The 19,074-nt window shown below is 71.9% G+C and carries 26 protein-coding genes; 10 read left to right on the forward strand and 16 right to left on the reverse strand.

What is annotated here, in order from left to right; all coding sequences use genetic code 11:
- Positions 1–138: 138 nt before the first annotated feature.
- Entirely contained in the window at positions 139–399 is a 261-nt protein-coding gene (locus AB0M03_RS34500; protein ID WP_363499312.1) for a hypothetical protein, read from the reverse strand.
- A gap of 96 nt (positions 400–495) precedes the next feature.
- Between AB0M03_RS34500 and holA the strand changes: the two genes are divergently transcribed.
- Complete coding sequence (gene holA / locus AB0M03_RS34505) at positions 496–1,491, forward strand: DNA polymerase III subunit delta (RefSeq protein WP_363499314.1); 996 nt, start codon at positions 496–498, stop codon at positions 1,489–1,491.
- 24 nt (positions 1,492–1,515) lie between these two features.
- Here the strand turns inward: holA and AB0M03_RS34510 are convergent, their stop codons facing one another.
- Both AB0M03_RS34510 and AB0M03_RS34515 read right to left on the reverse strand, forming a co-directional pair.
- Complete coding sequence (locus AB0M03_RS34510) at positions 1,516–2,142, reverse strand: hypothetical protein (RefSeq protein ID WP_363499316.1); 627 nt, start codon at positions 2,140–2,142, stop codon at positions 1,516–1,518.
- 372 nt (positions 2,143–2,514) lie between these two features.
- Positions 2,515–2,709 (reverse strand): hypothetical protein, encoded by a 195-nt coding sequence (locus AB0M03_RS34515; RefSeq protein WP_363499318.1) that lies wholly within the window; start codon positions 2,707–2,709, stop codon positions 2,515–2,517.
- Between the two features lie 482 nt (positions 2,710–3,191).
- On the opposite strand from AB0M03_RS34515, the gene AB0M03_RS34520 reads away from it, so the two are divergent.
- The 6 genes from AB0M03_RS34520 to traB all read left to right on the forward strand — a co-directional run bounded on the left by AB0M03_RS34520 (position 3,192) and on the right by traB (position 7,575).
- On the forward strand, positions 3,192–3,548 hold the full coding sequence (locus AB0M03_RS34520) for a hypothetical protein (protein WP_363499320.1): 357 nt from the start codon (positions 3,192–3,194) through the stop codon (positions 3,546–3,548).
- Complete coding sequence (locus AB0M03_RS34525; RefSeq protein ID WP_363499322.1) at positions 3,545–4,333, forward strand: hypothetical protein; 789 nt, start codon at positions 3,545–3,547, stop codon at positions 4,331–4,333. The genes AB0M03_RS34520 and AB0M03_RS34525 overlap by 4 nt, the downstream gene beginning before the upstream one ends.
- Complete coding sequence (locus tag AB0M03_RS34530) at positions 4,330–4,620, forward strand: hypothetical protein (protein ID WP_363499324.1); 291 nt, start codon at positions 4,330–4,332, stop codon at positions 4,618–4,620. Before AB0M03_RS34525 ends, AB0M03_RS34530 begins: the two co-directional genes overlap by 4 nt.
- 79 nt (positions 4,621–4,699) lie before the next feature.
- Positions 4,700–4,981, forward strand: a complete 282-nt coding sequence (locus tag AB0M03_RS34535) for a WhiB family transcriptional regulator (RefSeq protein WP_363499326.1) — start codon at positions 4,700–4,702, stop codon at positions 4,979–4,981.
- A gap of 91 nt (positions 4,982–5,072) precedes the next feature.
- The gene (traA, locus tag AB0M03_RS34540; RefSeq protein WP_363499328.1) at positions 5,073–5,594 is read left to right on the forward strand and encodes a plasmid transfer protein TraA; all 522 of its coding nucleotides are present in this window, start codon (positions 5,073–5,075) and stop codon (positions 5,592–5,594) included.
- A gap of 16 nt (positions 5,595–5,610) precedes the next feature.
- The gene (traB, locus tag AB0M03_RS34545; RefSeq protein WP_363499330.1) at positions 5,611–7,575 is read left to right on the forward strand and encodes a plasmid transfer protein TraB; all 1,965 of its coding nucleotides are present in this window, start codon (positions 5,611–5,613) and stop codon (positions 7,573–7,575) included.
- Between the two features lie 132 nt (positions 7,576–7,707).
- On the opposite strand, the gene AB0M03_RS34550 is transcribed toward traB, so the two are convergent.
- The 11 genes from AB0M03_RS34550 to AB0M03_RS34600 all read right to left on the reverse strand — a co-directional run bounded on the left by AB0M03_RS34550 (position 7,708) and on the right by AB0M03_RS34600 (position 13,950).
- Positions 7,708–7,983, reverse strand: a complete 276-nt coding sequence (locus AB0M03_RS34550; RefSeq protein ID WP_363499332.1) for a hypothetical protein — start codon at positions 7,981–7,983, stop codon at positions 7,708–7,710.
- The gene (locus tag AB0M03_RS34555) at positions 7,980–8,189 is read right to left on the reverse strand and encodes a hypothetical protein (protein ID WP_363499333.1); all 210 of its coding nucleotides are present in this window, start codon (positions 8,187–8,189) and stop codon (positions 7,980–7,982) included. Before AB0M03_RS34555 ends, AB0M03_RS34550 begins: the two co-directional genes overlap by 4 nt.
- An 87-nt stretch (positions 8,190–8,276) precedes the next feature.
- Positions 8,277–9,113: a helix-turn-helix transcriptional regulator gene (locus AB0M03_RS34560; protein WP_363499335.1), complete on the reverse strand. Its 837-nt coding sequence runs from the start codon at positions 9,111–9,113 to the stop codon at positions 8,277–8,279.
- The gene (locus AB0M03_RS34565; RefSeq protein WP_363499337.1) at positions 9,110–9,646 is read right to left on the reverse strand and encodes a DUF6879 family protein; all 537 of its coding nucleotides are present in this window, start codon (positions 9,644–9,646) and stop codon (positions 9,110–9,112) included. Before AB0M03_RS34565 ends, AB0M03_RS34560 begins: the two co-directional genes overlap by 4 nt.
- 5 nt (positions 9,647–9,651) lie before the next feature.
- Positions 9,652–9,852, reverse strand: a complete 201-nt coding sequence (locus AB0M03_RS34570) for a hypothetical protein (protein ID WP_359978512.1) — start codon at positions 9,850–9,852, stop codon at positions 9,652–9,654.
- 136 nt (positions 9,853–9,988) lie between these two features.
- Positions 9,989–10,567: a hypothetical protein gene (locus tag AB0M03_RS34575; protein ID WP_363499339.1), complete on the reverse strand. Its 579-nt coding sequence runs from the start codon at positions 10,565–10,567 to the stop codon at positions 9,989–9,991.
- Positions 10,551–10,775 carry a hypothetical protein gene (locus AB0M03_RS34580; RefSeq protein WP_363499341.1) on the reverse strand — a complete coding sequence of 75 codons (225 nt, stop codon included), beginning with the start codon at positions 10,773–10,775 and terminating at the stop codon, positions 10,551–10,553. Before AB0M03_RS34580 ends, AB0M03_RS34575 begins: the two co-directional genes overlap by 17 nt.
- A 132-nt stretch (positions 10,776–10,907) precedes the next feature.
- Positions 10,908–11,321, reverse strand: a complete 414-nt coding sequence (locus tag AB0M03_RS34585) for a hypothetical protein (RefSeq protein ID WP_363499342.1) — start codon at positions 11,319–11,321, stop codon at positions 10,908–10,910.
- 121 nt (positions 11,322–11,442) lie between these two features.
- Positions 11,443–12,951, reverse strand: coding sequence for a YfjI family protein (locus AB0M03_RS34590; protein WP_363499344.1), 1,509 nt, complete (start codon positions 12,949–12,951; stop codon positions 11,443–11,445).
- A gap of 158 nt (positions 12,952–13,109) precedes the next feature.
- Entirely contained in the window at positions 13,110–13,382 is a 273-nt protein-coding gene (locus AB0M03_RS34595) for a hypothetical protein (protein WP_363499346.1), read from the reverse strand.
- 349 nt (positions 13,383–13,731) lie between these two features.
- Entirely contained in the window at positions 13,732–13,950 is a 219-nt protein-coding gene (locus AB0M03_RS34600; RefSeq protein WP_363499348.1) for a helix-turn-helix domain-containing protein, read from the reverse strand.
- A 63-nt stretch (positions 13,951–14,013) separates the two neighbouring features.
- On the opposite strand from AB0M03_RS34600, the gene AB0M03_RS34605 reads away from it, so the two are divergent.
- Together AB0M03_RS34605 and AB0M03_RS34610 are read left to right on the forward strand one after the other, a co-directional pair.
- Complete coding sequence (locus tag AB0M03_RS34605; RefSeq protein WP_363499350.1) at positions 14,014–14,649, forward strand: helix-turn-helix domain-containing protein; 636 nt, start codon at positions 14,014–14,016, stop codon at positions 14,647–14,649.
- Positions 14,630–15,826 (forward strand): site-specific integrase, encoded by a 1,197-nt coding sequence (locus AB0M03_RS34610; protein ID WP_363499352.1) that lies wholly within the window; start codon positions 14,630–14,632, stop codon positions 15,824–15,826. Before AB0M03_RS34605 ends, AB0M03_RS34610 begins: the two co-directional genes overlap by 20 nt.
- Before the next feature lie 301 nt (positions 15,827–16,127).
- Here AB0M03_RS34610 and rpsT read toward each other — a convergent pair whose 3' ends face one another.
- A complete protein-coding gene (rpsT, locus tag AB0M03_RS34615) occupies positions 16,128–16,391 on the reverse strand; it encodes a 30S ribosomal protein S20 (protein ID WP_363499354.1) in 264 nt (87 codons plus the stop codon).
- Positions 16,392–16,578: 187 nt separating this feature from the next.
- The gene (locus AB0M03_RS34620) at positions 16,579–16,884 is read right to left on the reverse strand and encodes an antibiotic biosynthesis monooxygenase (protein ID WP_363499356.1); all 306 of its coding nucleotides are present in this window, start codon (positions 16,882–16,884) and stop codon (positions 16,579–16,581) included.
- Between the two features lie 213 nt (positions 16,885–17,097).
- Between AB0M03_RS34620 and lepA the strand changes: the two genes are divergently transcribed.
- Positions 17,098–18,966, forward strand: coding sequence for a translation elongation factor 4 (lepA, locus tag AB0M03_RS34625; RefSeq protein WP_363499358.1), 1,869 nt, complete (start codon positions 17,098–17,100; stop codon positions 18,964–18,966).
- The last annotated feature ends 108 nt before the right edge of the window (positions 18,967–19,074 follow it).

Below are 19,074 nucleotides of genomic sequence, written 5' to 3' on the forward strand. Positions count from 1 at the left end.
TGCTGACGGCCCGGCAACCAGGGTCTGCCGATACCACCTTGACCACCCGGGCGCCGCGCGGGCACCGGCAGGCCGTCCACCGTCCCCGGGTGGCCGGGGAACCGGGAGGCCGGGCGGCCGGGGAAGTGGTGCGCGGGCTCAGTCCTGTTCGCGCCAGCCGTCCTGCGCGCTCGCCACGGCCTCGAGCTCGGCCAGCAGTTCCGCCGTCCACCCGTCCTCGGGGGCCTCCAGGACGAGCAGCCACTGGGCGTCCTCGGCATCGTCCTCGCCTGCCAGCGCGTCCCGGACGAGCTCCGGGTCGTCGAGCTGCGGGCAGCGGCCGGCGAGATCCTCCCGGGCCTCCTCGGCGGCGTCGCGGTCGGGCAGGACGAGCAGTTGGCGGGTGTGGTTCTCGGTCACCGCACCATTCTGCAACCGGCCCCGCGCCGACCGGTCCGGGGGGCACGCGCCGAACCGGTCCGGGGGTGTCACCGCACCGTGCGATCCTGGTACGCGATGGCCAGGAAGAGTGCACCCGACGACCTGCTCGCCCCGCTGACCCTCGCGGTCGGCCAGGAGGAGCTGCTGCTCGACCGCGCGGTGGCCGAGGTGGTCGCCGCCGCCAGGGCCGCCGATCCGGACACGGACGTCCGCGACCTCGCGCCGGGCGCCCTGCAGCCGGGCAGCCTCGCCGAGCTGACCACGCCCTCGCTCTTCGCCGAGCGCAAGGTGATCGTCGTCCGCGCCGCGCAGGACCTCTCCGCCGACTCGGTCAAGGAGGTGAAGGCCTACCTGGACGCGCCCGTCGAGGAGGTCATCATGATCCTCGTGCACGCGGGAGGCGCCAAGGGCAAGGGCCTGCTCGACGCCGCGAAGAAGGCGGGCGCCCGCGAGGTGCAGTGCGCCAAGCTCACCAAGAGCGGCGACAAGCTGGCCTTCGTCCGCAACGAGTTCCGGCGGTTGGGCCGCTCCGCCGGGCCGGAGGCCTGCCAGGCGCTGCTCGACGCGCTCGGCAGCGACCTGCGCGAGCTGGCCGCCGCCTGCAGCCAGCTCACCGCGGACATCGAGGGCACCATCGACGAGGCCGCGGTCGCCCGCTACTACAGCGGTCGCGCCGAGGCCACCGGCTTCGAGGTCGCCGACCTGGCGGTGACAGGCCGCGCCGCCGAGGCGCTGGAGCGGCTGCGCTGGGCACTGGCGGTCGGTCAGCCGCCCACCGGTATCACCTACGCGCTGGCTTCCGGCGTCCGGAGCATCGGCCGGCTGGCCACCGCGGGCCGTTCGATGCGGCCCGCCGACCTCGCCCGCGAGCTCGGCATGCCGCCGTGGAAGGTCGAGCGGGTGCGCCAGCAGATGCGCGGCTGGACGGGCGACGGCGTGGCCGCCGCCCTGACCGCCGTCGCCGAGGCGGACGCAGCGGTCAAGGGCGGCTCCGACGACCCCGCCTACGCCCTCGAGCGCGCGGTCGTGGCCGTCGCCCGTGCCGCCCGCTCCGGTTCCCGCGCGTACTGACGGACCTCCTGGGCCGCCGGCGACTCAGCCGCCCAGCGTCCGGAGCACCGACCTGCTGTCGACCACCAGCGCCTGCCGGATCTGCTCCCGGTCGGGCGCCGCCGTCTTGCCCTCCTGGAACGACCCCGACCAGCTCAGGTAGTACGTCAGGCCGCGGTCCCGCACATAGATCACATGGGTGATGTAGTGCCAGCTGGAGTCCGAGCTGCTGGGGTCGTCCAGGTAGCCGATGTAGGCGTCCTGCCCCAGGTCGGGCACCGAGGTGATCTGGTACTTCCGCTGCTGCAGGCCGGCCCGCTGCGCCTCGAACTCGGGCTCCGGGTCGACGGCCTTGTGGAGCTGCGCCTCCAGGTAGAGCGAGACGTACTCGGTGTCCGCGCCGGTCTTCTTCAGGTACTGGCTGCAGTACATGTCGTCGAGTGACGGGTGCTTGGTCGCGTAGTGGTACGGCTTGCCGTACTGCGACGGGTAGAGCTGCCCGAAGCTGCTCAGCTTCGCCGAGGTGCAGAGGTCGACGACCGTCCGGTACGGGCCGACCCCCGGCGCCGGGTGCCCGGTCGCCACCAGCTTCGGCACGGTGAGCACGGCCGCCGCCCACACCGCCGATGCCACCAGCACACCGCCCACGCCCCACAGCAGCCCGCGCCGCACGCCGCGCCCGCCCGGTGCCGGACCGAGGGGAGCCGCACCGGTGACCGGAGCCGGGCCCACGAGGCCCGGACCGGCAAGGCCTGCACCGACACGACCCGTGCCGATCGGGGTGGCGCGGTCCGGCCCGTGGCCGCCCCCGAGTGCGTAGGGCCCGGGTCCGTACGCCGGAGCCGCGGCGGCCCGGGGGTGCCCGGGGTGCGGTGGCGGCGGTGGTGTCGACATCGGAGCCCCCAGATGACCGTCCGGCGAAGTGGTAGCACCGAACCATACCGGTGGAGCGCCCGGTTGCAGAATGTGAGCGGAACATTACGTCGGGCTACCCGCAGTGGTGTCCGGGCGCCTCGTGACGACAACCTCTAGTGACGACAACCTCTAGTACGGATCCGGGTCGAGGATCTTCCCGAGGACGGCGGAGACGGCGGAGTAGGCCACGCTCTGGGCGGCCCGGTTCTCGGAGTCCGGGGCGCCGGTCGCCACGGCCCGGCGACACTCCTCGGCCTGGTGGTCGGCCCACGCCCTGGCCTTGCGGATGCGCGCGATCAGCTCGTTCGCGTCGACCTGGCTCATGCGTCGACGGTGCCACCGACCTGCGCCGCACCGGGCCGGACACGCCCGAGCAATTCCATGATCCACCCCCGACGGGCGCACCGGACGGGCCCTGGCGCGGGCCGTACGCCCGGCACCGGGCGCACCAATGCGAACTGCCCGCCCGGTGGGGACCGGACGGGCAGTGGCGGAAGCGCCTTTGCGTCGGCACTTCCGGTGAAGCTGTGTGGTACCGCACCCGCGTGGCGAACGCAGGCCGCGTGTGTTCGATGCTCTCAGCTGACCAGCGGAAACAGCTCGAAAGGCCGGTTGACCTGGGGAAACGCAATCCTGCGTTATCCCGAGTTATCCCGGCTCGTCTCGCTCTCACATGTACTGAATGTGTACTGGAGAGACGACGGCGCCGCCCGGTCTCTGACCACCGGACGGCGCCTCAGCCGGGCCCCTATCTGACAGGGAGTCCGACCGTGACGCACGACCTTACTCGCCGGCGCACTGCCGCTGTGCGACTCATCGACGGTACGACCGTGACGGTCCGCGAACCGGAGTGGTGCGCGGGCGAGCACGAGAACGGCAAGGCGCTCGCCGACCTCTGCCACGACGGCCCTGAGTCCGCGCTCAGGGTGCAGTTCGAGGGCTGGCCGATCGACCTGCTGCACGTGGCCCTCACTCAGCACCCCTACGCGCTGGCCGAGGCCGAGCGGCGCACGGTGGCCACGATGGATCTCGGCGACGGCCCTTACCCGTTCGACTCGGCTGGGCTGCGGATGCTCGCCGCGGAGCTGGCGGTGTACGCCGGCCGTCTGCGTGACCTCGCGCGCCAGCTGGCCGCCGTCGAGGCGCGGGAGGTCGGCCGGTGAAGCGCATGGACTTCCTGTCCTGGCTGTCGATGCTTGCCGCTGTCGCGGTCTCCGCGCACGGTGAGTGGACGCTCGGCATCGTGTGTGGCTTTCACCCGGTCGTCGCGGCCGGGCTGCCGTTGGCGCTCGACACGTACGTGCTGCGTGCGTTGCGGGCGGGCCGTGAGGTGTTGCCCGCGGTGCTCGGCATGATGGCGACGAACGCGGCCTCGCACCTGGTCGCCGCCGACGTCGTCGAGGCCGGATGGCCGCTGATCGCCGCGGTGTCGTCGATCGCACCGCTCGTCCTGTGGCGGGTGCACGTCCTCGCCCACCGGGTCGCCGAGACCGAGCAGTCGCCCGCGGCGGAGGTCCCGCCGGCGGTCGAGCAGCCCGCACCCGACCTGCTCGATGTCGTCGAGGGCTCGGTGTACCCGGAGCCCGTACCCGCCCCGCAGCCGGCCGAGGCAGAGCGGGTACACCTCGACTTCCTGCCGCTGCCGCAGTGGGCGCCGGCCGTGGTCGAGGAGCCTGCACGGCCCCGCCCGGTGCTCGCCGCCGAGCAGCCCCGTACCCGCACCGAGGTGCACGCCGAGTACGTGCCCGAGGACGAGCCGCAGCCGGGTACGGACGACACCGAGGCCGAGCTCATTGCCCGCGGCCGGGCGGCGTTCCGAGACCGCCTCGGCGACGGCAAGGTGCCCCCGATCAGGGAGATCCGGACTGTACTCGGCGTGGGCCAGACCCGCGCACAGCGGGTGCAGGACGCGCTGCGCTGGGACGTCGAGCAGGGGGTGCCGGCATGAGCGGCCAGCACGCCTGCACCTGCGGGCACGACCACAGCCCGGCGCTGTACCTGCCGCAGCCGCCGATGTACCCGGCGCCGTACCCGGTGTACCCGCAGGCCCCCGCGCCCGTACCTGCTCGGCCGATCGGCGGGTACATCGCGGTCGGCGCCGGCGCCGCCGCGGTGCTGATCCCGACCCTGCTCGCGGTGACCGCCGCCCTGCTCGCGGTCGGCCTGGCCGCCCTCGCCATCGCGGTCACGGCCCTGGTCGTCCGCTGGATCATCCGCGACATGCGGCGCGGCTGACAGCTGCCCGTCCCCGCCCGGCCGCCGGGCGGGGGTGGGGAGCCGGGACAGCCCGGCCCGCACCAGAGAGGACACCAGCATGGCGCGCAGAACGACCCAGACCGCAGCCCAGCCCCAGCCCGCCTGCCGCGGCTACTCGTGGTTCCTCTTCTACGGCAGCGACGACGAGTCGAAGGACCGCGTCGCCGCCCGCGAGGCGGTCGCCAAGAGGCTCTGTGCCCGTTGCCCGATGCGACAGGCGTGCCTCGACGAGGAGCTCGCCCGCAAGCCGTTCGACCAGCACGGTGTGCGCGGCGCGATGACCGCCGACGAGCGGCGCGCCGAGATCGCCCGCCGCCTCGCCGTCACCAACCAGACCTGACCGCCGCCCGCTGACGGCTGCTCGTCCCCGCCCGGTCGCCGGGCGGGGGTGGGGAGCCGGGACAGCCCCGGCCGCCGAGGAGGCACACACCATGGACCACGCCACGACCCCGCCGAAGGCCGACGGCGCCAACGGCCACACCCGCAACGGCTTCGGGGGCGGCGCGACGTTCGCCCCCGGGTTCAACATCAACGTCAACAAGACCGTCCCGCCGCAGGGCGGCGCCGCGCCGGCGGCCGCCCCGGCCGGGCAGGGCGGCGGCCAGCTGCCGGTGCCCGAGTTCCTGTCCCCGGCGGACGTGCGGAACTACTGCAACAGCCTGCGCAGCCTCGGCGTGGGCCTGCACTTCGAGGTCGCCATGGCCGCCGAGATCCTGTCCGCCGTCCTGGCCAACGTGCCGGACCCTGAGGGCCGGCCGTTCGGCTCGAAGCTGCGGGCCCGCCGGGTCGCCCGCAAGCTCCACAAGGCCGCCGAGGCGCTCAAGGACGCCGCGACCAACGCGGCCGGCGCCTACTCGGCGTTCCAGCAGGAGTACCAGGAGGAGCTCGGCCGGGTCCGGCACCGGGCGCGGCCGAGCGCCGGCGGACAGCGGATCAACTGGACGAACCAGTAACAGGGAGGGACGAGAGATGAGCGAGAACAAGAGCCGGGACGACCGGCACGACGAGCAGCTCAACGGCGGGTCCAGCGGCGCGGGCCTGCGCGCCTACCTCTGGCACCGCGCCAAGCCCTACAGCCCGCCGTGGGTCGGCGCGGCCGCGGTCGGCATCGCCGGCGTCGGCGGGAACCTGATGTGGGACGGGTCCGTGGCCGGTGGCGTCGGCCTCACCCTGTCGTCCGTCGCCCTCACCGGCGCCGCCTGGTGGGCGGGCCGCCGGACGGACGCCGCCCGCCGGCTGCACTCCGCGGTCACGGTGGCGGCCGCCTCGTCCTGGGTGACCGCGGCCGCCCTCGCCGGGCCCGCCGCGGGGCCGCTGCCGGACCTGTACGTGATGGGCGGGGTGGTGGGCGCCCTGTCGTGGAACCTGCGGCAGGTGATGCGCCGCAACCCCGACGGCGGCGGCCCCGAGGAGTCGTCCGACAGCGGACTGCTGGCAAAGGTCGGCCTGGCCAAGGCCAAGCTCGGCGCGGCGAAGGTCGAGCCGAACCGGCTGACCGTGCCGATCTCGCTCCCGGCCGGCGAGGCGACGCACGATGACGTCACGAAGGCGCTGCCGCGGCTCGCGTCCGGCCTCGACGTGCCGACCACCGCGGTCCGGTACAGCCCGGACCCGGACTCGGCCCGGCGCGGCACCCTCACCGTGGTGCCGGTCGACATGCTCAAGGAGATCACCTGGTACCCGGGCGCATCGATGCCCGGCGGGTCCGTCGCCGACCCGCTGGTGATCGGCACGTACGACAACGGGGACCGGCTGCAACTGACCCTGCCGCAGGCCGTGCACCTGCTCATCATGGGCGTGACCGGCGCCGGGAAGACCGAGGGCGCCCTCGACGTCCTCGCCGAGATCCTCACCCGGCGGGACGTCATCGTGTGGCTGTCGGACCCCAAGCGCGGCCAGGACCTCGGCGAGGCGTTCGGCGGCTGCGACTGGGTGGTGCAGGACGGTGCGGGCGCCGAGGTCATGATCGAGGCGATCAAGGCGGCGATCCCCGCCCGTCAGCAGTGGCTCGGCTCCCGCGGGTACCGGTCCTGGTGCCCGGAGGCCGCCGAGGTGCAGCCCGACGGCAGCCCCGGCATGCCCTACCTGGTGGCGTGGTTCGAGGAGGCCGCCAACACCCTGCGGGCGGTCGACGAGGATGCGTTCACCGGCATCGCGCAGGAGGCCCGGTCCGCGGGCATCACCCTCGTCGTGTCGATGCAGCGCGCGTCCGGGTATCAGATCAGCACCGACACCCGCGCCTCCCTGCCGGCCGCGCTGTGCTTCGGCGTGGACGAGCGGGATGCCTCCTTCGCCTTGCCGTCCGACGTCCTCGACGCCGGCGCGAACCCCGGGGCGTGGGGCAACAAGCGGCCTGGGTACTGCTACCTGGTGTCCGCCGGGGTCGCCGAACCGCTGTGGGCCACGCCCGGCCGCACCTTCCGGTGCGACCCCGTGGTGCTGGAACACGCGGTGCGGGCGTTCGCCGGCGTCCGGGCGGCCGTCGACCCGGTCACGGCCGCGGCGGCCGGCGGCGCGGTCGGCCGGGCCTACACCGAGCGGGCCGCGGCCCGGCAGACCACCCGGGCCGCCCTCGGCCCGGCCGACCAGGACGAGGACGAGATGGCCGACTCCCGCGTCGACCCCGAGGACGAGCACCTCAACGTCGAGGCCGAGCTCGCCGAGGCGGACGACAGCCCGATGTTCGCCCCGGACGGCGGCCACAAGCCGACCCCGGAGGAGGCTCGGTACCTGTTCGGCGAGGCCCTCGCCGAGTTCGAGCACCAGGGCCGCATGGTCGTCGGCCCGAAAGACTTCATGGACTGGTGCGAGGCCAACGGCTACTCGCGCCCGTGGGTGTCCGAGCGGCTCAAGGAGGCGGCCCTGTCCGGCCGGCTGGAGCCCACCGGCAAGCCCGGCCGGTGGCGCATCGTGCCCGCCCCCGCGATGGCCTGACACTGCCTGACAGTCAGGCCGTCCTGACACCCGAACCCCTAGGTAGGCGCGGCGTCAGACAGCCCTGACAGCCGCTCCTGACAGCACAGCGAGGCCCCGCCGAAGGCAGATCGGCGGGGCCTCGCCCATACCCTAGCCGCGCTGCTCGGCCGCTGGCCGCGGCCGGCATGCGCAGCCCTCGGCGACGCACCGACACCGGTACTCCGGCATCGGCTGCTGAGTCTGCGTCCGCAGGCCGCCGGGGCAGGCGTGGTGCGCGCCGAGCTGGCACTCGGCGGTGACGTACCGGCCGCCGAGCTTGAGGTCGAACCGGACGACCACTCCGGTGGTCTCCCGGTGCGGCGGCCAGACGTCGTCCGGGACGTGCGAGAGGTCGGGTCGGGTGAGGCCGGTCGGTGAGACGGTCACGCCGCCTCCCGGTGCCGCTCGCAGGCGACGACGGCCCAGCCGAGCGGGGCGCCGGGCTCGGACGGCGTGGTGAAGGCGTGCCCGGCCGGGTGCAGGGGGCCGGTGCAGTCGGTGCCGCGCCAGCACTTGAGGCCGTGCAGCTGGTCGCGGTCGAGGCCGTCGGCGGAGCGCGCGTCCAGGACGGCTCGGGGGATCAGGTCAGCCATGACCAGCAAGTTAGGGCGCAAGGTTGCTCGGCCTCGGCCCGATTTCTCGGGATTTCTCCTACGGCCGGCGGGGCTTCCCTGGGTTGCTCACGCGAGTGCCGCGCGGGCGCGGGCGATCAGCCGGTGCGCGGCTGGTCCGTATACCGCGGCCTGGTGCAGCTTCCCCCAGACCTTGGCGTACAGGGCGATGTCCGCCGGGTCGTCGAGCCACATCTCGGTGTTCCACGTCTCGACGATGGCGAGCCGGTCGTCGAAGATCCAGAATCCGTGCTTCGGGATGACGGTCACCGGGGCGCCGAGCGGGACGATGCCGAGCTCGACGGTGTCGAGGCCGAGCAGGCCGCCGAGGCGGTCGAGCTGGGCGGCGAGGACGTCGGGCGGGCAGATCTGCACGTACAGGGCGGCCTCGGCCATGATGAACCGGAACCGCTTGCCGCTCTGGTACAGCGCCTCTTGGCGGCGCAGGCGGGCGCGTACGCCCTCCTCGATGTCCCGGGGCCCGTCGTGCAGGTCGCTCGCATGGGTGAGCACGTGGCGGGCGTACTCGGCGATCTGGAACATGCCGGGGACGATGCCGGGCTCGTACCCGGTCGTCACGGTCGTCTCCTGGGTGTGCGTCACCCCGGCCTCCTGTCGGGCCCGGTGGCCGCCGGCGAGGAGCCGTTTCCATGTGCGGTACCGGGACTCAAGGCCCTGCAACCGGCCCTTGAGCTCGGCCGCGGAGCCGGGCTGGCCGACCGCCTCGGCCCACGCCTGCAAGTCGCCGGGGGTGGCCGTCTGGCGGCCGTTCTCGAGTTTCGACACCTTCGAGGCGGGCCAGCCCAGCCGGGCCGCGAGGTCCCGCCCGTTCACGCCGGCCTCGGTGCGCAGCTCGCGCAGCCGCGCACCGAGGGACAGGCGGGCCTGCTGGAAGTCGGTACTCACACGCCGGAGAGTACGCGCGCGGTGAAGTCGACCGTAGGCACGGCGAAGTGCCAAGCGGCGTCGCGGGCCTGGCAGGCGGCGAGCACCTCGGCCGGGTCCTCGATGGTCTCGACGCCGAGGGTGTTGTCGTCGTGGTCGAAGTGGAAGCGCACCAGCGTGCGGGAGTCGAACAGCCAAAAGTCGACGGCGGGCAAGGCGAGCCGCTCAGCCTCGGCCCGCGGCAGGTTGCGGATGTCCTCGCCGGCCTCGACGTTGCCCAGCCCGGAGGCCAGCAGGAACCGCTGTCCGAGGGTGGGCGGGTCGTCGACCAGGCGGACGCGCTCGAAGCGCTTGCCGGCGGCCGTCTGGCGGCGCACGTTGGCGTGCCACGGGTTGTCCGCCTCGAAGGGCAGCGGCTCACCGCGCCGGAACCGCTCGTAGCGCTCGGTGCCGACGTCGACCGCGTACCCGCGCCGGGTCTCCAGGCGGAACGCGGTGTGCTCGAAGTCCTCGAAGTGGTGGGCCATCGTCTCGAAGGGCTGGATGCCGGGCACCGGGGCTACTCCTTGGGCGCGAAGCGGGTCAGCAGGGCGCGGGGGACGACGACGAACGTCTCGGAGTCCTTGACGTCCCGCAGCTGGGCGAGCGCCTCCGGGTCGGTGAGCCGCTCGCCCTGCACGACGATGTCGCCGGTCTCGGTCTCGTACAGGGTGGGGCAGTTGCCGCTGTCGCTGGTGGTGCCGAGGAACCTGAGCTTCACGGGTGCTCTCCCTCTCTGCTGGGTGAGGCACCAGCATGGCCCGCGGCGCTGCACCGCACGGCCGGTTCCGGGGAAGTCGCCCGGACACGCAGAAGCGCCCGGCTGCCGTGGTGGCGGCCGGGCGCTTCTGCGTGGCTCAGTCGAGGGTCAACGTCCGGTCCTGCGCGAGCCGGTGGGCCGCGGCGAGGACTTCCTCACGGTGTTCGGCGAGGATCTCCCGGGCCCGACGGTGGACGTCGAAGATCTCCATGTCCCCGGTAGTGTTCATCACCAACTTGCGGCGGTCCGCGTTGCAGCCGTGATGGTCACCGGCGGGGAAGGCGAAGTAGCGGAATTCGGTGATCCATACCTCTGCCGCCACCGCCGCGATCGCAGTTCCCACGGGCGACGTCCTCGTGTGCCGCGTCACGCCGGACATGTCGTCGCGGATCTCGACCGTGATCGGGCCGAGGCCGAGTGCGCGGGCCACGATCGCGTGTGCGGCCTCGTGCTCCGCAGCCAGTTGCAGCTCGTGCTCCGCGCTCCAGTTGGCGATGCGGGCGTGCAGCTCGGCCGGGTCGCCTGCCGAGTGCCGGCGCCCGCCCAGGGCACCGGAGTTCAGGAGCGACGTCGTCAGGTCGTTGCCGAGCGAGCGCCACGAATCGACAGCCTTCCTAGCCTCGCTATTGAGCTGGGCGTACATCTGCCAGGCAATCTGCTCAAAGCTGGCCGCCATCGCGGTCCCCCTTCCCCGCCGTGTCGGCAGGCTCGTAGCCATACGTCCTCAGCGCCTCGTCGACCTGGTGGACCCGGTCGACCAGGCCGCGGGCCTCGTAGCCGGCGCGCTCCTGGAGCAGCGCCGACACCATCGGGTTCTCTGCGGCCGGGGCCGGTTCTTCCTGACGCTCCGGAAGAACCGGCCCACCCCACCACTGCACCACCATCCCTACTGCCTCCCGTCGTTGGCGACGACGCAGAGGCAGCACCCTCGCATGGTCCTGGCCGATCCCTGGGCGCCTACCGGGACCGCCGGTGTCCCCGCCGCCGGGCGATCTGCCGGCCTGCGGTGCGTGGGCTCAGAGACCGTCCCGACGGCGGTGCCCGTACGCCAGGACCGCCGACCGGTCGAGGAGCCACCGGCCCGCGAGCTGGCGGCCCATGCCCTCGGCGGCCAGCTGGCGCATGCGCCTCTCGCTGAGCCCGAGAACGGTACTCGCCTCCGTCGTGGTGATCTCATGAGGCAACGGTGCCTCGACTTCCGGGACGTCAGTTTCCGCACTGCCGTTGACGGCACGCGGCAGGGCCTCGTACAGGAGGGCGGCCCGGCGGATCGCCCGCCGTGTCGCCTCCAGCTCCGCACGCATGTCCGGCGGCAGCATGATGCGGTCGAGGGTCTGCATCACGTTGGGCGACGCGAACAGACGGTCCAGGACATGCGCGCTCACCCCCGAGACGAGAGCGGCGCCCTCTACGTAGGGCTGTGATTCCAAGGTGGGCCTCCTTCTTGATCGGCGACGGTCGATTTGGCGGGGAGAGAGGCGGAAGACTTGGGCGCGGGGCCTCCCAGCCACCCGCCCTAAAAAATCCTGACCTGCGGCAACGCGCCGCCGATCATGCGTGCTGGTGACCGGTCGGGGGAGTGTGCACCCAGGGGTGCACCTCGAACATGGGCGAGGGCTTGCGGCCTCGGACACCGGGGCGCTCGGGCGGGGGCACGAAGCTGATCCACCCGTAGTCCTCCAGCTCGCCGAGCGCCGCGGACATGTCCTCCATCTCTCGCGCCCACTTGCGGCCCTTGAGCGCCTGCCACGCCTGCCGGGCGGTGAATGGGGCCGCGGCGTCCGGCCGGCCGCGCAGCCACGTCAGGACGTCCCGGAGCGGGCCGAGGCGCCCCTCGCCGTCCGCGCCCATCAGGTCGAACACCGCCTTGGCGTGGGCGATGAAGTACGGGGCCATCGCCAGGACGTCGGCAATCCGGCCCTTGGTGATGGACGTAGCCTCCGGGTTCTCGTAGACCGTCAGGCAGGCGGCAACGCGGATGAGCTGGCCACGGAACTTGCCGGCCCAGTCCGCCACCTCGTGCAGGTCGCCGCCGGGCTTCCGCCGCTTGGCGAAGCCGTTGTAGAACTCGCCGAACAGGGCGCGGGCGTCCGCGTCGAGGTCGAGCGTTGTCACCGCCTCCCGATTCCAGACCCGTTCGACCAGGGCGCGGATGCGCTTGCCGTAGGCGTCCGCGATGGCGAACGGGACCGGCGGGGAGTCGAAGGTGTCCTCTGCCGTCGGCGCCGGCTTCCCGTACAGGAACCGGCCGAGGAGACCGTTCTCGCGGAACTCGGGGTTCTTCTTCTCCAAGCCCGCGAGGACCCCGGGCTGGATGATCAGGCCGACCGCGAGGAAGGTGCTCGACATGCGGGCGGACGACCGGCCGGCGCGGTCGATGGTGTACGGGCTGCCGGTGTACGCCTCCAGGAGGAGGTCCGTGTTCGCCTTGCCGTTGGCGCCGTACAGGCCCCCGGCAACCTTGATCAGGCCGCCCTCGGAGGCGAGCAGCCCGACCCTGCCGCCTTGGCCGTGCATCACCTTGGCGATGGCCTCCAGCGTGGCGTCCCGGATCAGCAGGCGGGGCAGTTCCGGCTGTTCGCCGAGTTCGAGCAGCTTCGCCCGCGCTGCCTCGGCGTCGGCGAGCGCGTTGTCGGGCTTGTCCCCCGCGGCTTTCTGCTCGGCCTTCGCCATCTGCCCCTGCGTGATGCGGATCTCCTGGGCGACGGCCTCGATGTGCGGCCGGGCCGCCTCGATCAGGTCGTCCTCAATCTCGCGCAAGGGCGCCGCCGCGGCGTTGAGGGCAGGCGTCTTCTTCTCCGAGGAGTCCGCCAGCGCGGCCAGGTACAGGGCCAGGGACTCGTGCCAGTCCGCTTTCACCCGCACCAGGCGCCGGCCTCCGGTCGCGGTGGAGATGGTGGCGAGCGCGGCGAACGCGACCAGGTCGACCGGCACCTGAAGCGAGGCGGCCGTCGCGGTCACGAACTCCCCCAACTCGCCGAGCCGCTCGACGGGGAAGGGCGGGAGCGGCCGGGCGTCGAGCGGGATCGGCTCGTCCCACCCCTGCGTGTCGGATCGCATCCCAGAAATCCCAGAATGGCCCTCGGGGTCCGCCAGCTGAGACTGCGGCGGGATTCTGGGATTTGTGGGATGCACATCGGCGGTCCATGCGGGCTCGTCCTCGTAGGCCGGCGGCCCGTACTTCTCCCAGATCGCGCCCCTGTGGGTGTCGTGGTCGGTCACGCTGCGATCTCCTGTGCGGTGAGGTATTTGCCCGGCTGCCCCGGGATGGCGATCGGTGGCCAGCCCGGCGTAGCGCGAAGCCGGTGGGGAGGCGGGAACTGGCGGCGCCTCTCCTGCTCCTCCCACGGAGGGAGCTCGCGCACCTCGGCGACGATCCGCCGGACGGGCTCCCAGGCGGCGGCCTCGGCCGCGTCCATGGCGGCGGTCCACTCCCGGAAGAGGTGGTCTTCGAGGTGCAGCACGAAGGCGTCGAGGATGGTGCCGCTCATGTCCACGGCGGCCCCCAGTCACGGGGGTGGCCGAGGCGGAGGCGGAGCTCCCAGAGCTGCCACCCGGCCGCGGCCAGGCGACGGAGCTCCGTGCGGACCTCGGCACGGGTGAGCCCGTACGGGCACGGGCCAACGGCCCCCGCCGATGCGGCGGGGGCCTTGGGCTCGGCGTGGCGAGTCATCGGCAGCCTTCCTCACTGCCGACTCTGGCCGTACTGTGGTTCACAGCGTTCTCCCCTTATGTGGTGACGAGCCCCGGGTCCTCTTGGCCGATGACCGGGGCTTTGTCGTTGTCGGAGCGCGTTAGGCCCTTGCCTGGATGGCCGTCCGGGTGAGGGCCGTTCGCGTTTCAGGCCGCGGTCACGTCGGCGCCCGCGAGGTACGTCTCGACGCTCCGGCGGTGGTAGCGGATGCGCCCGCTACGGCCGGGGGTGAGCTTGGTGAACGCCGGACCGATGCCCTGCCAGCGCCAGTTGGCCAGGGTCTTGGGGCTGACCTTGACCAGTTCCGCAGTTTCCGCGGGGGTGAGGTAGTCGCCCTTGCTCGTGGAGTGGGAGCGCACGGACATGCGGGTCTCCTTTTGATCGGTCGACAGAACACTATGTTGCGTCGACTCATCGAAGGTATACCCGTGACCGGGAGGGAACAAGAGGGATTGCGCACCTATCATTTTGATGCCATGGTGGTGTGCGTGACCGAGGACAAGAAGAACCCACTCGGCCCCACTGGCGATCAGTTGCGGGCCAACATCGCGCGGCTCCGCGCTGAGCGCGGCATGACGAAGAAGGAGTTGTCCGACCGTGTCGGAGAGCTCGGCCGGCCGATCCCGCCTCTGGGGATCACCCGGCTGGAGGCCGGTACGCGCAGGGTTGACGCCGATGACCTGATGGCGTTGGCGGCGGCGCTGAACGTCTCCCCTGGCACTCTGCTGCTGCCGCACGAGCAGCCCTCAGGGGACAAGACCGACCCATACGAATACTGGATCAAGGCGACGGGCATCGGCCACGTCCCGTGGGAGACGGCTTGGCGCTGGATGCATGGAGAGTATCCGGCCGCGGACGTCCCTCCGAAGGAGGTGCGCCGGTTCCGGGCTGAGAACAAGCCGTATGAACACGAGAACCCGGCCCGTGAGGCTTACTGGCTCATTCGAGGTCGGATGGAAGGAGCCTGGCACCTTGAGCTGGACGGCGATGACGACGGCTACATGTCCGCCAGGCTGACGCGCAAGACCGAGCAGGAGGGCAGCAGTGGCCCGAGTCTGGATTGAGGACCGCGCGAGACAGAAGGACTACCTCGCCGCCATGGAGAAGTGGCGCGAGGCGAAGAAGGCCGGCAGCAAGCGGGCCGAGCCCGGCCGATGGCGGGTCCGCTGGTACGGGCCGGACGGCAAGCCGAAGGCGCTCACCTTCGCCAAGCTGCCGGCCGCCGAGAAGGAGCGCCAGGCCCTCGCCGAGCGGCTCGACAAGGGCACATACCGCGACCCGAAGCAGGGCAAGACGCTCGTCTCCGAGGTCGCCGAGCAGTGGTTCGGCTCCCTGCGCCGCCCGGGTGAGCGGACGAAAGGCGATTACCGCGAGCTCCTCGACCTCTACGTGCTGCCGAAGTGGGGCACCTGGTCGGTCGCCGCGGTCCGCTGGGAGGACGTCTCCGAGTGGCTGACCGAGCTCTGCAACACGCCGGGCAAGCGAGGCAGGGTGCTGTCCCCGGCCCGCATCGGCAAGACACACCTCGTGCTCAGCATGGTGATGAAGTACGCCGTGAAGACGGGGAAGATCACCACGAGCCCGACCGTCGACCACGAGCTCCCGCAGGACGAGGACGACGACGATCACGTCTACCTCACTCACGCGCAGGTCGCCGACCTGGTCGAGGCCGCCGGCCCGAACGGCACGCTCCTCCTGGTCCTCGCCTACTGTGGCATCCGGTGGGGCGAGGTCTCGGCCCTGCGGGTCGGCAGGGTGCAGCTCGACGCCCGCCGGCTGCGGATCGTCCAGGCGTACACCCGGAAGCGCGGCGGCGGCCTGCTGCTCAAGGACGTGAAGAACCACGAGAAGCGGTCCGTGCCCCTGCTCGCATCCGTAGTGCCGGACCTCCGAGCGCTCGTCGGCGACCGCGGCCCTGATCGGCTGGTGTTCACCGGCCAGGACGGCGAGGCGCTCGGGTACGGCGAGTTCCGGTCGAGCATCTTCGACCCGGCGGTGAAGGCCGCGGGCCTGGCCGAGCTCGGCCTCACCCCGCACAAGCTGCGGCACACGGCGGCATCGCTCGCCATCGCGGCCGGCGCGGACGTGAAGGTGGTGCAGCAGATGCTGGGCCACAAGTCGGCGGCCATGACGCTGGACGTGTACGGGCACCTGTTCCCGGAGCGCTTGGACGAGGTCGCCGACGCCCTCGACATCGGCCGCGCAAGCGCACTCGCGGCCCGAACTGCGCTCGCCGCGTAGCGGGGGAGATCAGATCCATGTGTACAAAATGCGTACTGCCCGCCCGGTGGGGACCGGACGGGCAGTAGTGGAAGGGCCTTTGAGCTGGCACTTCCGGTGAAGCTGGGTGTACCGCACCCGCGTGGCGAACGCAGGCCGCGTGCGGTACGGGTCGTGCATTCCGGGGCTCCGGGTAGAGGGCCGGGGCGGTCCGGGAGTGGGTGGTCGGCGGTGCGGGTAGAGGGCCGCGGTCGCGCCGACCCGTCCGGGGCGGGCCCCGGGGGTGCCGTCACCGCGGAAGGCGGTGCGGCGGCAACGACAATCAGGCGGCGGTGTTGACCAGCTTGGTGATCGCCGACTTCTTGTTGGCGGCCTGGTTCTTGTGGATGACGCCCTTGCTGGCGGCCTTGTCGAGGGCCTTGGCGGCGGTGCGGGCCAGCACGGTGGCCTTCTCGGTCTCGCCGGCGGCGGCAGCCTCGCGGGCCTTGCGGATCGCGGTCTTCAGCGAGGACTTGACGGCCTTGTTGCGCAGGCGCGCCTTCTCGTTGGTCTTGTTGCGCTTGATCTGGGACTTGATGTTCGCCACGAATGAGCCTCAGTCTGTGTGGATCGGTCTCGACGGTTGCACCGTGAACGGCTCCGGACCAGCTGAGAGGGCATGCCGAAACCAGGTGCAGCGCCCCACGCTACCAGGGGCGGTCGACCGTCCCCAAACCGGACGCAGCCCTACCGCCCGCGTCCGAGGGCCCCACGCCGATGCGAACCCGGAACGGTCAGGCCCGCAGCACCGGCTCCCCGTAGTGCTCCACCACCGGGAAGGGGTCGTAGTAGTGGTGCAGCAGCTCCCGCCAGCGCCGGTACTCGGGGGAGCCGCGGAAGCCCTCGGTGTGGTCGGCCAGGGTCTCCCACCCGACCTGCAGCAGGAAGCGGGAACCCCGCCCCTCGTCCAGGCAGCGCCGCAGCTCCAGCGAGCGGAAGCCGCGTTGCGCGGCGATCAGCGGCCTGGCTTCGGCGAAGGCGGCGAGGAAGGCGTCCTCCTCGCCCGGGAGGACGTCCAGCAGAGCGCTCTCGAGGATCATGGACGCCCATCCTTGCGTACCCGTCCCGCCCCGGGGAAGGCCCGTTCGTGCTGCGCCGCCGTCGGCCGGACGGCTGGCCGCCACGGCGGGCCGGGGTCGTGGGAGGATGGGGGGAGCCATTATCGATCGGACGAGACCGTCCGGTCCCCGGGAAGCCGGTCAGCGATGACCCGGACACCCCGGCCCCCGGACCACACGGAGAATCGGACCAAGGTGCCCGCGACCCCCAGCAATGTGCCAGAGCCCAGCCGGACCGACCCGGCGGTGATCCGCAACTTCTGCATCATCGCCCACATCGACCACGGCAAGTCGACGCTCGCCGACCGGATGCTGCAGATCACCGGTGTTGTCGACCCGCGGCAGATGCGCGCCCAGTACCTCGACCGCATGGACATCGAGCGCGAGCGCGGCATCACCATCAAGTCGCAGGCCGTCCGCCTCCCGTGGGCGCCGAAGACCGGCGCGAACGCGGGCACCACGCACATCCTGAACATGATCGACACCCCGGGCCACGTGGACTTCACGTACGAGGTGTCCCGCTCCCTGGCGGCCTGCGAGGGCACCATCCTGGTGGTCGACGCGGCCCAGGGCATCGAGGCGCAGACCCTTGCCAACCTCTACCTGGCGCTGGAGAACGACCTCACGATCATCCCGGTCCTCAACAAGATCGACCTGCCGGCCGCCCAGCCCGAGAAGTACGCGGCGGAGATCGCGCACATCATCGGCTGCGACCCGGAGGACGTGCTCAAGGTCAGTGCCAAGACCGGCCTCGGCGTCGAGGACCTGCTGGACCACATCGTCGACAACATCCCGGCCCCGGTCGGCGTCAAGGACGCCCCGGCCCGAGCGATGATCTTCGACTCGGTGTACGACTCCTACCGCGGCGTGGTCACCTACGTCCGTGTGGTCGACGGCCAGCTCACCAAGCGCGAGCGCATCGCGATGATGTCCACCGGCGCCACCCACGAGCTGCTGGAGATCGGCGTCATCTCGCCCGAGCCGAAGGTCGCCGACGGCCTCGGCGTCGGCGAGGTGGGCTACATCATCACCGGTGTGAAGGACGTCCGGCAGTCCAAGGTCGGTGACACCATCACCTCCATGCACAAGGGCGCCACCGTGCCGCTCGGCGGCTACAAGGACCCGCGCCCGATGGTGTTCTCCGGCCTGTACCCGCTGGACGGCTCGGACTACCCGCTGCTGCGCGACGCCCTCGACAAGCTGCGCCTCAACGACGCCGCCCTGGTCTACGAGCCGGAGACCTCGGTCGCGCTCGGCTTCGGCTACCGCTGCGGTTTCCTCGGCCTGCTGCACCTGGAGATCATCCGGGAGCGCCTGGAGCGCGAGTTCAACCTCGACCTCATCTCCACCGCCCCCAACGTGATCTACCGGGTCATCATGGAGGACGGCACCGAGCACACCGTCACCAACCCGAGCGAGTTCCCCACCGGCAAGATCGCCGAGGTGTTCGAGCCGGTCGTGCGCGGCACCATCCTGGCGCCCAACGAGTTCGTCGGCGCGATCATGGAGCTCTGCCAGTCCCGCCGCGGCAGCCTCCAGGGCATGGACTACCTCTCCGAGGATCGCGTCGAGCTGCGCTACACCCTGCCGCTCGCGGAGATCGTCTTCGACTTCTTCGACCAGCTGAAGTCCAAGACCCGCGGCTACGCCTCGCTCGACTACGAGCCCATCGGCGAGCAGTCGGCCAACCTGGTGAAGGTCGACATCCTGCTGCACGGCGACGCGGTGGACGCCTTCTCCGCGATCGTGCACAAGGACAAGGCCTACAACTACGGCGTCATGATGGCGGGCAAGCTGCAGAAGCTGATCCCCCGCCAGCAGTTCGAGGTGCCGATCCAGGCCGCCATCGGCTCCCGGGTCATCGCCCGCGAGACCGTCCGTGCGATCCGCAAGGACGTCCTCGCCAAGTGCTACGGCGGTGACATCTCCCGCAAGCGGAAGCTGCTGGAGAAGCAGAAGGAGGGCAAGAAGCGCATGAAGATGGTCGGCCGGGTGGAGGTCCCGCAGGAGGCCTTCATCGCCGCGCTGTCCACCGACGCGGAGCCCCCGAAGGACAAGAAGTAGCACGGCCGGGGGGGGGGGGCCGCCCGCGCGCCCCGCGGGGGGGGCCCCCCCGGGCCGCGGCGGTGGGGGTCGAGACGGGGACGACCCAGCCAAAAAAGGCAAATACAG

It is taken from the genome of Kitasatospora sp. NPDC051914 (assembly GCF_040680995.1).
In the GTDB taxonomy this organism is placed as follows: Bacteria; Actinomycetota; Actinomycetes; order Streptomycetales; family Streptomycetaceae; genus Kitasatospora.